The 14,443-nt window shown below is 53.3% G+C and carries 10 protein-coding genes; 2 read left to right on the top strand and 8 right to left on the bottom strand.

Translation table 11 applies throughout. The annotated features are described in order from the left end of the window. Positions 1–123: 123 nt before the first annotated feature. The 3 genes from G614_RS0102720 to G614_RS0102710 all read right to left on the bottom strand — a co-directional run bounded on the left by G614_RS0102720 (position 124) and on the right by G614_RS0102710 (position 5,588). On the bottom strand, positions 124–1,842 hold the full coding sequence (locus G614_RS0102720; protein ID WP_027640691.1) for a cadherin-like beta sandwich domain-containing protein: 1,719 nt from the start codon (positions 1,840–1,842) through the stop codon (positions 124–126). 39 nt (positions 1,843–1,881) lie between these two features. Next, positions 1,882–4,107 carry an SH3 domain-containing protein gene (locus G614_RS0102715; protein WP_027640690.1) on the bottom strand — a complete coding sequence of 742 codons (2,226 nt, stop codon included), beginning with the start codon at positions 4,105–4,107 and terminating at the stop codon, positions 1,882–1,884. 224 nt (positions 4,108–4,331) lie between these two features. Further along, complete coding sequence (locus tag G614_RS0102710; RefSeq protein ID WP_027640689.1) at positions 4,332–5,588, bottom strand: D-alanyl-D-alanine carboxypeptidase family protein; 1,257 nt, start codon at positions 5,586–5,588, stop codon at positions 4,332–4,334. A gap of 336 nt (positions 5,589–5,924) precedes the next feature. Here G614_RS0102710 and G614_RS0102700 point away from each other — a divergent pair, with 336 nt between their 5' ends. Further along, positions 5,925–7,172 carry a DNA polymerase Y family protein gene (locus G614_RS0102700; protein WP_027640688.1) on the top strand — a complete coding sequence of 416 codons (1,248 nt, stop codon included), beginning with the start codon at positions 5,925–5,927 and terminating at the stop codon, positions 7,170–7,172. Between the two features lie 108 nt (positions 7,173–7,280). Then, positions 7,281–8,180: an RluA family pseudouridine synthase gene (locus G614_RS0102695; protein ID WP_027640687.1), complete on the top strand. Its 900-nt coding sequence runs from the start codon at positions 7,281–7,283 to the stop codon at positions 8,178–8,180. A gap of 6 nt (positions 8,181–8,186) precedes the next feature. Here the strand turns inward: G614_RS0102695 and G614_RS0102690 are convergent, their stop codons facing one another. From G614_RS0102690 to G614_RS0102670, 5 genes are all read right to left on the bottom strand, one after another. Beyond that, the gene (locus G614_RS0102690; RefSeq protein WP_027640686.1) at positions 8,187–9,716 is read right to left on the bottom strand and encodes an RsmF rRNA methyltransferase first C-terminal domain-containing protein; all 1,530 of its coding nucleotides are present in this window, start codon (positions 9,714–9,716) and stop codon (positions 8,187–8,189) included. Between the two features lie 130 nt (positions 9,717–9,846). After that, positions 9,847–10,386: a DUF6465 family protein gene (locus G614_RS0102685; RefSeq protein ID WP_027640685.1), complete on the bottom strand. Its 540-nt coding sequence runs from the start codon at positions 10,384–10,386 to the stop codon at positions 9,847–9,849. A gap of 163 nt (positions 10,387–10,549) precedes the next feature. After that, positions 10,550–12,556, bottom strand: coding sequence for a L,D-transpeptidase family protein (locus G614_RS0102680; RefSeq protein ID WP_027640684.1), 2,007 nt, complete (start codon positions 12,554–12,556; stop codon positions 10,550–10,552). Positions 12,557–12,562: 6 nt separating this feature from the next. After that, on the bottom strand, positions 12,563–13,006 hold the full coding sequence (locus tag G614_RS0102675; protein WP_027640683.1) for a DUF523 domain-containing protein: 444 nt from the start codon (positions 13,004–13,006) through the stop codon (positions 12,563–12,565). Between the two features lie 56 nt (positions 13,007–13,062). Further along, entirely contained in the window at positions 13,063–14,424 is a 1,362-nt protein-coding gene (locus G614_RS0102670) for an MATE family efflux transporter (protein ID WP_027640682.1), read from the bottom strand. Between the last annotated feature and the right edge of the window lie 19 nt (positions 14,425–14,443).

Raw genomic sequence — 14,443 nt, 5'->3', positions numbered from 1 at the left:
AAGGATTGTTCCTGCCTCCAGTAAAGCCCTGTACAGCTCCCGGCCCAAAAAAGCAGCAGCCATGGGAATCTTCCCGGATGGCTGCTGCCTTTATTATCTGTCATTCTGTTCTTTTATCCGATATTACAAATCAAAAATCTCAAAATCATCATCCTGTCCTTCCGTTTCTGCGGACCTCTGCTCTGCTTCCCTTCTGACAGCCGGCCGCTCCTGCTTCACAGGAGGCTTCTGCCCGGATGCCGGCGCCTGAGACGGCGTACGGGCTGGTGTCAGAGACGGCGTACGGGCTGGTGTCTGTGCCGGCCTTGCAGGCTTCACAGGCTTCTTCACCGGAATCTCCACCTGAGGCTCTTCTTCCGGCTCATAGGCATCTTCATCCTCATCATAGATGTCCCCGTCCTCTTCCGCCAGCAGATAATCGTCCTCCGGAAGGTCTCTGTAGTCCTCATCGTCATCGTAGACAGAATCATCCTCATATTCCTGAGATTCATCGTACTCGTCAGAGTCCTGGTATTCCTCCTCATCGGCGTATTCCTGATAATCCTCTGAATCCTCTGGAAGCTCAGGCTCCTCCGCCCTTTCCTTCCTGCTGTTTCTGCCCCGGCTGCCCCGCGGACCGTCCTTCTTGTCACCCAGTTCATCCCGGCTGCCGCCCTTTTTCCCGGAACCCCTGGTAAATAAAACCACCAAAAGGATGACCAGCAGAATGATTGCAATGACAATGGTCACAATCAGCAGTATCTTAAGGAGACTGTAATCATCGTAAATCTTGTCGTATGTAAGGGCCAGCTCATCGTACACTTCCTTTGTCACGGAACCGCTGATGGCCGGGTCCTCAAAGTAACGCTGGATGGTCCTCTCATCGTCCCTCATGTCATAACGGTAGAAGCCCTTCTCTCCGGCCTCATTCATGCCGTACACAACACAGTACTGATGCTCTGCCTCAGAGCCCCATACCCAGCCCTGAACCTTGTGGCCGTCAATATTGATGGTGCTCTCCTTGAATCCCTCCGGAACCTTCACCTCAGGGTCAGGCGGAAGAATAGTGATAACGCGCTCGGCAATCCGCATCCTTACCTGGGAAGAAGCATCGGCATCCGCCGCACTGGCGCCGCCCTCTGCCTTGGTCACCACAATGACGTATTCCTTGATGGTCTCACCATCCTGGGCTGTCACACGGCATGTCACACGATTTTCGCCCATCTGAAGACCTTCGTTTCCGCTGACCACCTTTGTGGCGTTCTCGTCCGTGCAGTCTGCGCTGACAATAACCTTATCCACATCCGTTCCAACGGTCACCGCATAGGTGTCCACATCCGGTGAAAATGCCGGTGTCAGGCTTCCGGGTGAAATCTGGAGGGATTTAAGGGTGGCATCCTTGGAAGCTGACTGAAGGGCGCTGACCGTCACAGTGGAGCTTCCCTGCTGGTTAACCGTCACAATCTGTGAGTTGGAATCATAAATCTCCTGGCTGGTGACCTCAATCTTGCTGGTCCCGGCTGCTATGGCATTGAAATTAAGGGTAAATGCAAGGGTTCCCGTATTGGGCGTGCCTGCATCCCCATGAACCCGGACAGCTCCTGCCCCTCCGTCCGCATTGGTGCCGTCCACGAATTCCAATATGTTGGAATCATAGGACAGCATCACATCCGCGTTGGCCAGGTTGCCGCTGCTGGTTATCTTCATATTCACCTTGATCTTGCCGCCCACTGTTGCCGATGGGTCGGAAAAGGCGATTCTTGCATTTGCTGCAAAGGCCGTCATCATCTGTGCCGGCATCATGACTGTCATCACGCACGCCATTGCCAGAACTGCAGCCGCATGTCTCATACGTCTAATCATCATCATTTCCCACTTTCTGATTATAATGTCTTCCCTTTATCAGGACTGCACTTCTACAATGGTAACATTGCTTCCGCCTGGTCCGCTGCCGCTTCCGGAAGGACTTCCCGGTCCGCCCGAACCGCCTGGTCCGCCGCTGCCGTCCGGACTGACCGTACCGCCAAAACTGCTGCCTCCTCCATATACAGGCGAGCCTCCGCTTCCCTGGGTAGGACCGCCGTCCTGCTTCACCACATGGATGGTATAGGTCCTCACGCTTCCGTTCTGGGCCGTCACAGCAATGGAAATGTCATTTCCGCCATTCTGCAGGGAGACATTGCCCGCGCCGTCCACACGCGCATTGGAATCCGATGCATATGCGCTGACTGTAATATTGGACACAGAAGAATCCACAATCAGATTATATTCCTGGGTATCCCTGTTAAAGCTTGGAGTCAGATTGAATCCGTCCACGCCAAGACCGGACAGCTTGTTGTTGGGGCTGCCGTCTCCGGTAGGCGCCACACAGGGCTGCTCAGGCATGTTGTTAAATACAGGGATATGGAACTCCAGGGCTGTCTTCTTCATATCAGACGTATATGCCTGGGACAGCCTGGCCGCCTCTGAGGCAGCTCCCTGGATATTGCTCATATATTGGTGCTTATAAAGGTTTGACCCCTGGACATTGAATTTCTTCAGATAAAATGTATTCTGCCCGGCTTTCACATAATTATCCCCATAATTCTGGGCTCCGCCCCGGATAGCCTTCTCCACCGTGTTCCAGGGACGTCCGTAGGAACCTGACTGGGACGCAAACCTGAGTCCCATCTCAATGGCGGATACTGCGCCGGACTGGTATGCCTCCACATTAAAGAAGTTATAGTACCCCTCATAGCCGGAATAGGAACCGGAAATAAGAGGGCTTGTACCATTATTGCCCTGCTCCTGGAGAATCATGGCTGCCAGCACATAAGGGCTTACCCCTGACTGACTGGCCGCGGCCATGATAATGTCTGCATAAGGAACCGCGGCACCTGTGGAACCGCCTCCCGGCGACGTGCCGGTCTGGTCCACCACATTATCCGATCCGGGTGAAGCCACCGGACCGCTTGAAGTGCCGCTGCCGCTCTGTCCGGAGGACACGGGACCATTGCCGCTGCCGGATCCGTCCTGTCCCGGAGCCACCAGGCTTACGCTGGCAGACACCACATTGCGCTCCCTGGGCTCAATGGATGCGTGGGGGGACTCAAGGCTCACTTCCCCGCTGCCTGAAGGGCTGCTGCCCCCTGAGGACCCGCCTGAGGAGCTGCCTCCCGGAGAAACCGCTGCTGCCCTGGATCCGTTAGAACTGCCGGAAACCCCTGGTCCATGCTGTGTATCTTCATAGGTACTGCGCCCGGGCCCATTGGTAGAACCTAAGGAACTGCCCGAGGAGCCGGGGCTGCCTGAACCGGGACCTTCAGATGAAGCTCCTGGCCCGCTGGAGAAATCACTTCCCCCTGTTCCTGTGGAATTCGTTGTCCCTGAAAGGAAGGAGCCGGATATGAGGCTGTTTAACCCCTCCTTTGTCTGGGTATTCGCATCATATTCATGGTTGAGAAACTGGAACACATACGTCTCATCCAGGAAGTTCCTGGGGTCCATGTAATACCGTATGATATCCTCGGAAGCAGCCACCCAGTTACTGCCGTCGAATCCGGTCCACGTGCTGTTGTCCCAGTTATAAGCTCCGTTGGCAACGGACTTCCAGGAGGAAACGCTGCCTGTGGCCACAAGGTTGCGCCCCAGTACAGACTCATTTTCAATGACCGTATTCCAGTCCAGGCCTGTGTTCTTGGCTTTGAATACCCAATTCGGATATTGGGCATGAAGCTGCCTGAGCCCGTTTTTATAGCTCTCCGGAAATCCCTGTGAGGTGAGATATGCTTCAAAATTAGAATCCGTGGTATAGGCCACCGGAAGCCTGATATAGAGTGACGAGACATAGCCGGTGTTAACGGCTCCGCCCGTTCCGGTGTATTGAATCTGATACCATGTATTGCCGTCTGTTCCGCGCTGTTCCCCGATAACGGTAACTGCCGCTCCTGCTGCCAGCCTGCCCACCGATGAATAGCCGGTGCCGGCTCCGTTTCGTACATTCAAAGAGGTGGCCTTAACCGTGGCCGCCCCTGTATATGCATAGGAATCAAACATTTTAAAAGGCGTTGCCACAGATGCCGGAACCTCAGCGGCCAGCATCAGTCCCAGCACAAGCGCCAGGCCCCTTTTTAACTTTTTTCCCTTCATTATGTAAAAATCTCCTGTATCTTCATTCATATCCATAATTCGTATGAATTTCTATTTTATGGCATTAATCCTATTATAATGACAAAAGCGTTCATATGTCAACAAGAACGGCGGAAACTTCACATAATACAAAGATTTGTAAGAAAAGATTAAATAATGTGGCAAATCCTGGCATATCCCGGCCACAACTCCCTAAAATTCACCCCCCCCCCCACAACCTCCTCCTACCGCACCAGAAACAAATCCAGCACACGGTCCGCAGCCCGCCTCAGATTCATCTTCTCCACTCCCTGCATGGCATAGACAGGGAACCTTTTTACCAGCACATCTCCCAGGTAATAATCCACGCTTCCCACCTGCTGTCCCTCCCTGACCGGGGCCATTAATATAGAAGGAACCTTCTTCGCCACCCGCACTTCTTCCCCCTCTCCCATCAACAATGTCAGGTGCATATCATCCGGCTTCAGCATCATGGACAGCTCCACCTGGTCAGTGGCGCCTTCCCCTTCCTTCCAGCACAGTCCCCCTGCCACAGGAACCCTGGCAAAGGTTTCCTCTTGGAACACATCCTTCATCTTAAAATGCTCCAGCCCATAGGAGTAGAGCTTTCTTGCATCCGACCATTTATACGTCTTATGAGGCGGCCAGCCGCAGCCCAGAAGGGCAATCACATAAGTCCTTCCCTGATTCTCCATGGCTCCCACATAAGAATACCCGGCGCCCCCTGTAAATCCCGTTTTCCCGGACAGGACCCCCTCCATCATAGTCAAAAACGCATTGTGATTATAACAGTTAAAGGAACGTTTCCCTGCCACATCTGTAAAATAGTGGTTTTGTGTCTGTGTTATTTTTAAAAATTCATCCCTAGCAGGGGACTCCATTACACAATACCTCATGATTTGGGCCAAATCAGAGGCTGTGGTGGAATGGATATGCTCCTTTCCCTGTTCATCCGTCTTAACCCCATCCAGCCCATTGGGCGTAATAAAGTAGGTATCCCCGCAGCCCAGCCCGGCAGCCTTCTCATTCATCATTGCGGCGAATCCTTCCACGCTGCCTCCTATATGCTCCGCTATCATCACAGCCGCATCATTATAGGATTCCAGCATCAGGGCATACAAAAGGTCCTCCAGCCTGTACTCCTCTCCTTCCCGCACACCCAGGTGCACCTTGGGCTGGGAAGCGGCATTGGAAGACGCCTTCACCGTATCCTCCCCCCTTCCGTTCTCCAGAGCCAGGATACAGGTCATAATTTTCGTAGTACTGGCCATGGGCCGGATAATATCCTGTCCCTTCCCATACAATATTCTGCCGGTATCCCCATCCATAAGGACAGCAGACTGGGCATACAGCTTCAGGAAATCCCCTTCCCCCCGGGGCTCTTCCGTCACAGGTACCGAAGTCCAACTGTCTGCCGCCGCATTCATCCGTGTACAGACCAGTGATATTGTCAGTGTTATCAAAAAAATCCAATGCTTCATAAACGACGCCGCCTAGTTGGCTTTATTTTAATAGTATTCTTGGAGGAAAATGATTATTACTGGGAATGTGGGTTGGGGAATGGGCGTGAGGGGGGAGGCAGGCGGGGGGAGGCAGGCGGGGAAACAGGCGGGGAGGCATCTACAGGGGCTTAGCCGGTCTCTTAGACCGGACTTGCCCCGCAGCCGTATCCCCGCCTGTCTCCTTCCTCCCACGGACGCCAATCCCCCTCCATACGCGTCTCCCCTCCATCCCCAACCTATCTCCCTCTTGCCCCCGAACACATATTCTGCTATGATATCTGTAAGCGGACAATAAAACAGAAAGGCCGGTGTTTTATGATGGGACAGAGGGAGCGTCTTATTTTTCATATTGATGTGAATTCAGCATTTTTAAGCTGGGAATGCGTGTACCGGCTTTCTCAGGACCCGGAGGCCCTGGATTTGAGGACTGTTGCTTCTGCGGTCGGAGGGGACGCCAAGTCCCGCCATGGAATCGTGCTGGCTAAGTCTCCTTTGGCTAAGAAGTATGGGGTCACCACTGGGGAACCCCTGGTTCAGGCCATGCGTAAATGCCCGGAGCTGGTGGTTGTCCCGTCCCGGTTTGATTTTTACATTAAATGCTCCCGGCGCATGATGGATCTTTTGGAGGAATACACGCCGGACCATGAGAAGTTCAGCATTGATGAGATTTTTCTGGACATGACCAGCACCATCCATCTCTTTGGCAGCCCCCTGGAGGTGGCCAATGAGATTCGGGAAAGAATCAGGAAGGAACTGGGATTTACGGTGAATATCGGAATCTCCACCAATAAGCTTCTGGCTAAAATGGCCTCTGACTTTGAGAAACCGGATAAATGCCATACCCTGTTTCCCCGGGAGGTGGCTGATAAGATGTGGCCCCTGCCTTTACGGGAATTGTTCTTTGTGGGAGGCGCAGCCCAGAGGAAGATGGAGAATCTGGGATTACATACCATCGGGCAGCTGGCATGCTGCAACCTGGAGGTGCTTAAGTCCCACCTGGGCGAAAAGTATGCGGTCCTCATCCGCCAGTACGCCAATGGCATTGATGATGACCCTGTGGCTGAAAAGGAACCTGTAAATAAGGCCTATGGCAACAGCATCACCCTTTCCAGGGATATATCTGACTATGAAAGCGCCTGTCAGGTCCTGCTCTCCCTCTGTGAAACCGTAGGCGCCAGGCTGAGGGCGGACCATGTGCTGTGCAATAATGTCTGTGTGGAGCTGCGTGACTGGGAGTTCAGGAATCAGTCACACCAGATGGTCATACCGGAACCAACGGATTCCACCTCCGTGATTTATGAGTATTCCTGCCGCCTGCTGAGGGAATCCTGGAACATGACGCCCCTGCGGCTCATGGGTGTGCGGGCCGGTAAGATTTCCGATGACGGGTTCTCACAGATGAGCCTTTTTGACGACCCCGGACTTCAGAAGAAAAAGGATTTTGAAAGGGCAGTGGATGCCATCCGCAGCAAATATGGAATAGACAGCGTAAAGCGGGCCAGCTTCCTGCGAAAGGACGCCATCGTAGACCACGCTGCCAGCAAGAAAAAATATTTGAAATAGGGCTGCACAGGAATTCCTTTGAGATTATCAGCGAAAACCAAGTGATAGCTTCAGAGATATACAGACACAAAAGATTTGTCTTACAGAAAGCAGATTTGAGGGACGGACATGAGACGGAGAGTTATATGTTATACCATTGGAGACAGGGAGGACGGGATTGTCCTTGGACAGTTTTTAAAGGCAAAGGGATTTTCCCACCGGCTGGTGGTACGCATTAAGGCAGGCCAGGGACTTGCGGTAGACGGAATGCCGGTCTACGCAGGTTACCGTCTTAAAGCCGGGGAGACAGTGGAGGTGGCGCTGCCTGAGGAGGAGGATTCCGGAAACATCGTGCCGGTAAAGCTTCCTCTTGCCATTGTGTATGAGGACGAGGACATACTGGTAATCAATAAAGACGCAGGCGTGCCCATCCACCCTTCCCAGGGCCACTATGACAATACCCTGGCCAACGCTGTCTCCTGGTACTTTCATGAAAAGGGGGAAGCATTTACTTACCGGGTCATCAACCGTCTGGACAGGGATACCACCGGGCTGCTGGTCCTGTCCAGGCATATGCTCAGCGCCTGTATATTATCGGAACAAATGGCCAGGCGCAGAATCAGGCGGGAGTACAGGGCCATTGTACTTGGGCATACACCGGAGGAAGGCACGGTTGACAGCCCCATTGCCAGGGCAGAAGGATCCACCATCGAGCGCAGGGTGGACCCTGAGACAGGCGAAAGGGCAGTCACCCATTACCATACCCTGCTCTACAACGAAGAAAAGGACCTGTCTCTGGTGAGTCTCAGCCTGGAAACAGGCAGGACGCATCAGATACGGGTCCACATGAGGTCCATAGGGCATCCCCTTCCCGGAGACTTCTTATACTGCCCGGATTACCGGTATATCGACCGTCAGCCCCTCCACTCCTATCTCCTCAAGTTTCAACATCCCATTACAGGAAAGGAGATGGAATTCACGGCCGGGCTGCCTGAAGATATGGAACGACTCCTGCCACCAGGCACCTGACGTTTTTTAATTCCACCGCAGCCCCTTGGGATAATGGTTTTTGAGCATGCCTCCCGCATACTTGGCCCAGCCCAGGCTGAAACCGCCGGTACAGACTAACACCCAGCCTTTCAGGCGTCCCTCAGGTATTCCTGCGTCCTCGCTGAGGGCTTCACCTCTCAGGTACCGGATTACGCTGTCTCCGGAGGGGGACAGTTCCCAGGAGCATTTCACCTCCTCCTTCCTGAGCGCCAGTGCCAGGGCATGGGAGGGCTCAAAACGGTTCTTTTTAAGGGTGCCCAGATGAAGACCCGGCCGGAGAATCTTAAGTCCCTTCATATCCGGCATATCGGCCGGCACCAGATACAGCTGGTCCCCGAACAGCACGTATTCCTTCCGCTCCAGGAAGGTGTCCGGTTCTGACAGGGTGTTCCGGATAAAGGGATCGTAATCCCTGAACACCTCTTTTCTCTTTCTGCTGTCCAGATACAGCCTGTCCCTGCTCCCTGCTTTTGCCGCATTTTGCGGCTCCCCCTCCTTTCTTAAGACAGCCATGTAATGGCCCTCTCCCTCCAGGATGTGGGGCATGATGCGAAGTGTCCGCTCCAGGCCCCAGCCTTCCGCCTCCGGCCCTGCCCACCGGGACTTTCCTTTGGTAAAACCAGGATAGGCAGGCACCTGTTCTGTTCGGAATTCAGGGTGGCGTCCCAGGAAGGCCAGAACCGTCCCCTCATTCTCCTCCGGGGCAAAGGTACAGGTGGAATATACCATTCTGCCCCCGGGCGCCAGCATGGCCGCTGCATGGTCCAGTATCTCTCCCTGACGGGCGGCACACATCTTCACATGTTCCTCACTCCACTGGATTCTGGCCTCCTCATCCTTGCGGAACATTCCTTCCCCTGAACAGGGGGCATCCACCACGATTTTGTGGAAAAAATGGTCAAATGTCCCGGCCAGGCTTTGGGCATCCTCATTGGACACCACTGCGTTCTGCACACCCATCCGCTCCATGTTCTGGGAAAGTATCCTGGCCCTGGCCGGATGAATCTCATTGGACAGGAGAAATCCGATTCCCTTCATCCTGGAAGCGATGTGGCTGGACTTTCCTCCCGGCGCAGCACACAAATCAAGCACACGCTCTCCCGGCCTGGGGTCTAATAATTCCACCACGGCCATGGCACTGGGCTCCTGGATATAGTAAAGCCCTGCCTCATGATATGGATGCTTTCCGGGCCTGTTGTCCCCGGAATAATAATACCCTTCCTTCACCCATGGAATCCGCTCAAGTGTAAACCCGGTCTCCTGCCTGACCCGTTCCGCTGCTTCGGCAGCACCGGCCTCTTCCCAGGTTTCTTTGTCCTCTCCGTTTTCCCCGGATTTTCCCACTTCCCTGTCTTTTCCGCTTCCGACGGCATCCTGTCTCCCGTCCGGGAACTTGAGGCTGTTAAACCTCAATCCCTGGACCCGCTCCTTGTCATAGCTGGCCGCAAAGGCCGGATATTCATCTCCTAATAATACTCTCATCCGTTCTTCAAATCGTACCGGTAAATCTGCCATACTGCCCTGTTTCCTATCCTTATTGATTTTATGTCTTTATTGATTATGCCTGCCCGCGGCACATAAAATAAATGAGCTGCTGCATCCATGATACAGCAACCCACTTCATCCTTCAATCCTTTATACCGAATTACAGTATTATCTTGTAATCATCTCCGCCTTCACCGTTCACCACATAGTAGGCTGCGCCTTCGTTTGCGACAATGTACAGATCAATGTTCTTAATCTCAACGCCCCTGTGTGATTTCTTAAATGCCTTCACAGCCTGGTCCAGCACATCCTTTGCCACAAGGTCCTTGCCGTCAAACTGGAAATGTATGGCCGCCTTTGGCTCTGCTGCCTTCTTGGCGGGTGCCTTCTTCACGGTCTCTTTCTTAGCTGCTGCTTTGGGGGCTGCCTCTTTCTTAGCCGCTGCTGCCTCCTTCTTAGCTGTCTCCTTCGGAGCCGCTGCCTTCTTGGCTGCTGTTTTCCTGGCTGTTGTCTTTTTAGCCGGAGCTGCCTTTGCTTCCTTCTCAACAGGAGCTGCTTCTGCCTTCACCGGAACTGCCGCCTCTGCCTTTGCTTCTACTTTCTCCGGAACTGCTGGTTTTGCTTCTGTCTTGGCCTCTGCCGGCTGTGCTGCCTGTGCTGCTGCCTTTACAGTTGCCTTAACATCTTTCTTTTCTACCATAGTCCATATCCTCCCTAATTTTGAATAATGGCTTTACGAGTAATCCCTAGATGCATTAAAGGCATTATAAAATGGTTTTTTCCATTTGTCAATAAATTCACTTGAAAAATCGACTGCCTCCTGCAAAAATCCTTATGGTTTGGCCCCTACACAACAAGTTTTGTCAGCTGACGCCCGGCCCGGCTGCTGAGCCGGACTGGGGTGTCTGGAAGGCCGGGCCGTACCCTTCTGTGGTTCCGGGCGACGGCTGTGTCTGGGCGGGTGCTGCCGTTGTCTGGTCCGCAGGCTGTATAATGACCTGAGGCTGTGATGGCTGCGGTGATGTTTCAGGCGGTACTGCCTCTGACGGCAATGTTTCTGACGGCAGTGTCTCTGTCGGAACGGACGGGTTCCCCGCCGTAGGTGCCTGTATAGGCACAGGCGACGGCTGCGTAGGTGCCTGTGTGGGCACAGGCGACGGTTGCGTAGGCGCCGCTGTCTCCTGAGGCGCCCTGCCGGAGGACTGGCTGGATTTCTTACTCTCTGTTCCCGGAAGGTTATAACAGATGACAGGCATGCCCGCATATACATTTTCAAAGAGCTCTTTAGCCTTGTCATAGGGCATGTTCACGCAGCCGTGGGACCCGCCGCTCTTATAGATGGAACCGCCGAAGCTGGACCGCCAGCTGGCATCGTGGAAACCGATGCCTCCATTAAAAGGCATCCAGAACTTCACAGGGCTGGCATATCCCTCCCCCTTCAGCACCGCATCCCTCTGCTTGTATGTAATGGAGAAAATCCCCGGAGGCGTGGTATGCCCCCTGGAAACATTGCCGGAGACAAAGTCAGACTCCATCACCTTTTGCCCGTCCTTGTAAAAAATCAGGTGCTGTGCCGTCAGGTTCACCTCCGCATACGTGCTGCCGTAATCCGGCACATCATGGCTTGCGGCTGTCTGCAAATATACAGGTTCCCTGGTGACGCTCTCTCCTGCTTCCAGAATCCCCATAAGTTCCCTGGTCTCCTCGGACTGGTTGATCCTCCAGCCGTAAAAACCGGATACCTCCACGTTCTGCCCGTAGCTGGTGGCAAAGGATCGCTTCTTGTATGCCGTATTATACTTGGAGGCCAGGCTTTTTACATAGAGTGCTGCCTGGTCCGGGTCAATGGAAACCTGTTCCCCGTCAGACACAAGCCACTCATGTATCTCATCCCCGTCCAGTATCTCTGTCTTACTGCCGAAGGTATAGGTCACAGTCATATTCACATAGCGGTTCCTGGCATCCCTGGCCGCTGCCAGCGAGGTATTGTCACTGCGGATGGACGGAGCCTTGTAACACCCCAATGCATCCAGGTCCAATTCCGGAGCAAGACTGGATATGGCCTGTTGCACCTGGGCCCTGACCTTATCCATATCAAGTGCGGTTCCTTCTGTCTCCGGTACAATGGAATATCCCTGTCCGCTCACATAGTCCGACAGGTAAGCGTCTGCGGGCAGAATGACCCGGCTGCTGTCAAAACAGGACAGACCATTAAGTGTCTGTTCCAGAGCGTCAGCATCATAGGCAATCATGGTCTTTATATCGTAGGATGGTCCCTTAAGCAGATATCTGGGCCAGCGGAAAGGACTCTGCTGGCGTATGATTTCCTCCAGACTTCCGTCAAACACAGTGTGAAGGCCGATTTTCTCACCGGTGACTGTCTCCTGTTCATCTTCCCGCAGCTTAAGCACAAGGCCGTACCCGTTTACACCGGAGGCTATGAGTTCCTTCACTTCCTCCGCGGTCTTCCCTGATACGTCCATCCCGTTAATAACTGTATGGGGAAAATATGTATTCCTGTAACCCAGGGCTTTGAATACATAGACTCCAACCAGCACAACGCCGGACAGAATCAGAATCAGGGCAGCAGCCTTCCAGCTCAGGATTCTATGACCTTTTCCCTGTGCATCCAAAGTTCCCTGACCGTCATTTCCCGGCAGTCCGCCACGAGTTCTGTCTTCGCCCGCCCCTCCGGTTTCCTGTATCTTATTCTCCTGCAACTTATTCTCCTGTACCCTGCGCTCCTGCGCCCTGCTTTCTGCCAGCTCCTTCTGGCGCTGTTTGAAAGCCTCCCTGCTGCGGCTTCGGCGGGGACGCCTTGCCTCGCTCCGGGCAGGTATGGATTCTGCCTTGTTTTTTTCTTCCCTCATACACCTTTACCTTTCTATGTCTTCCAACAGTCTCCCCACCTGGCTCTCCCCATATACTCTAATCCCATGTTCCTTCAGACATGCGGCGCAGACACCGTCCCCCTCTGTAAGGGTGCCGGTAAATGTGCCGTCATAAATCTGCCCGCTTCCGCAGGAAGGGCTCTTCTCCTTTAGTATGGCTGCCTGGCAGCCGTAAAGCTGCGCCAGCTTAAGCACTTCCCTGGCGCCCTTTTCATATGCTGCCGTGACATCCCCGCCATCCCTTGTGATGACTCCTGAACCCACCCGTTCCGCCGGTGTCCTGGGCGTGGCCAGACCGCCCATGATTTCCGGACATACCGGAATCAGGTGATGTCTGCTTAAAAGTTCCTCTGCCCGGGAAATGAGCACGCTACGGCCGTTATATCTGCATTCCACCCCCAGCAAACAGGCGCTTACCAGTATATTCATATTCCTCTTCCTTCCATTTATGTATGTTTCTGCCTGACTGCCCCCAAACTGCCCAATCAAAACAGCCTGCGATTGTCCTTCAGAACCTTTCCGCTTAACATGATAAACGTTGTGGACGCAGCTAAACAGGCCATGATATCCGATATGGGCTCAGCATAAAACACGGCCTCTACCCCAAAATAACGGGGCAGCAAAATCATCCCAAGGAAATAGACCGACTTTCTGAACATGGACAGGCTGATGGCCACCTTTGCGATTCCCATACCTGTAAATCCGTCCACCACCGTATATTCCACAGCCAGCGGGATGATACACAGGGTAAATATCCGGATTGCCCACACCGTAACCTGGACATAGGACATTTCCCTTGTAAATATCCTGACAAAATATCCCGGTCCTGCCTGGGCAATAATGAACATGACAGCTGTAAAGGCAACCGATAAAAGCAGTACATGCTTTTCCGCCTTCCGTATCCTGTCAGGACGGCCCGCACCATAATTATACCCCATGACGGTCTGTGTTCCACCGGTAATTCCTCCCAGCGGCATGGTAATAATGAGCATGAAGCTCTGTACAATGGTGTTGCAGGTAAGTAGCATGCCGCTTCTCTCAGGTCCCCCATAGCTGCTTATAACCATGTTCATGATAATGATGAGAAGGCTGTCCGAGGCAATGATTAGAAACGGGGACAAGCCCACTAAGAGCACCTTCTTCATGGTTTTCCACCTGTACCCGCCAAAGGTAATCCGTACCAGGGGACGCTTCCCGAACAGGAACAGCAGCACATAGATACAGGAGGCCATCTGTGACAGCACGGTTGCAATGGCAGCTCCCCTGACTCCCATGTTCATAACAAAGATGAACACAGGGTCCAGCACGATGTTGCTGACAGCACCCAGCACCACTGATTTCATGCCCACAGTGGCAAATCCCTGGCATATGATAAACTGGTTCATGCCCGCTGAGAGCAAAGCAAATGCAGTGCCTGTCAGATACCAGCTCATGTACTGGTTGGCATAGGGAAATATAGCCGGGCCCGCACCGAAGAATACCAGAAGCTGATCCTTAAACAGATAGGACACCGTCATGATAATAAGGGCCATTCCTGTCAGAAGTGCAAAGCAGTTGGCCACCATCAGGGCGGCAGCCCTCTCGTTTTTCTGTCCCAGACGGATACTCATAAGAGGCGCTCCTCCCACTCCAATCCAGCTGGCAAAAGATGATATAAGTGTGACCACGGGACCGCATATTCCCACACCGGCCAGGGCCAGGGCGCCGGTCTGCGGAATATTTCCAATGTACATACGGTCCACAATGCTGTACATTACATTCACAAATTGAGCCAGCATGGAAGGAAATGCCAGCCTCCATACCAGCCCTCTGACTTTATCTGTATCCAGATTATTCTCCACTTTCAACTCCGTCTTCTCCTGATTA

The sequence above is a fragment of the [Clostridium] clostridioforme AGR2157 genome (assembly GCF_000424325.1).
GTDB lineage: Bacteria > Bacillota > Clostridia > Lachnospirales > Lachnospiraceae > Enterocloster > Enterocloster clostridioformis_A.
This window is presented reverse-complemented; position numbering and strand designations above follow the sequence as displayed.

What these genes read in the sequence shown, in the direction of transcription:
- G614_RS0102710 (WP_027640689.1), bottom strand. Translation starts at nt 5,588, where the DNA reads ATGAAGCATTGGATTTTTTTGATAACACTGACAATATCACTGGTCTGT.
- G614_RS0102685 (WP_027640685.1), bottom strand. Translation starts at nt 10,386, where the DNA reads ATGGTAGAAAAGAAAGATGTTAAGGCAACTGTAAAGGCAGCAGCACAG.
- G614_RS0102700 (WP_027640688.1), top strand. Translation starts at nt 5,925, where the DNA reads ATGATGGGACAGAGGGAGCGTCTTATTTTTCATATTGATGTGAATTCA.
- G614_RS0102675 (WP_027640683.1), bottom strand. Translation starts at nt 13,006, where the DNA reads ATGAATATACTGGTAAGCGCCTGTTTGCTGGGGGTGGAATGCAGATAT.
- G614_RS0102695 (WP_027640687.1), top strand. Translation starts at nt 7,281, where the DNA reads ATGAGACGGAGAGTTATATGTTATACCATTGGAGACAGGGAGGACGGG.
- G614_RS0102690 (WP_027640686.1), bottom strand. Translation starts at nt 9,716, where the DNA reads ATGGCAGATTTACCGGTACGATTTGAAGAACGGATGAGAGTATTATTA.
- G614_RS0102715 (WP_027640690.1), bottom strand. Translation starts at nt 4,107, where the DNA reads ATGAAGGGAAAAAAGTTAAAAAGGGGCCTGGCGCTTGTGCTGGGACTG.
- G614_RS0102680 (WP_027640684.1), bottom strand. Translation starts at nt 12,556, where the DNA reads ATGAGGGAAGAAAAAAACAAGGCAGAATCCATACCTGCCCGGAGCGAG.
- G614_RS0102720 (WP_027640691.1), bottom strand. Translation starts at nt 1,842, where the DNA reads ATGATTAGACGTATGAGACATGCGGCTGCAGTTCTGGCAATGGCGTGC.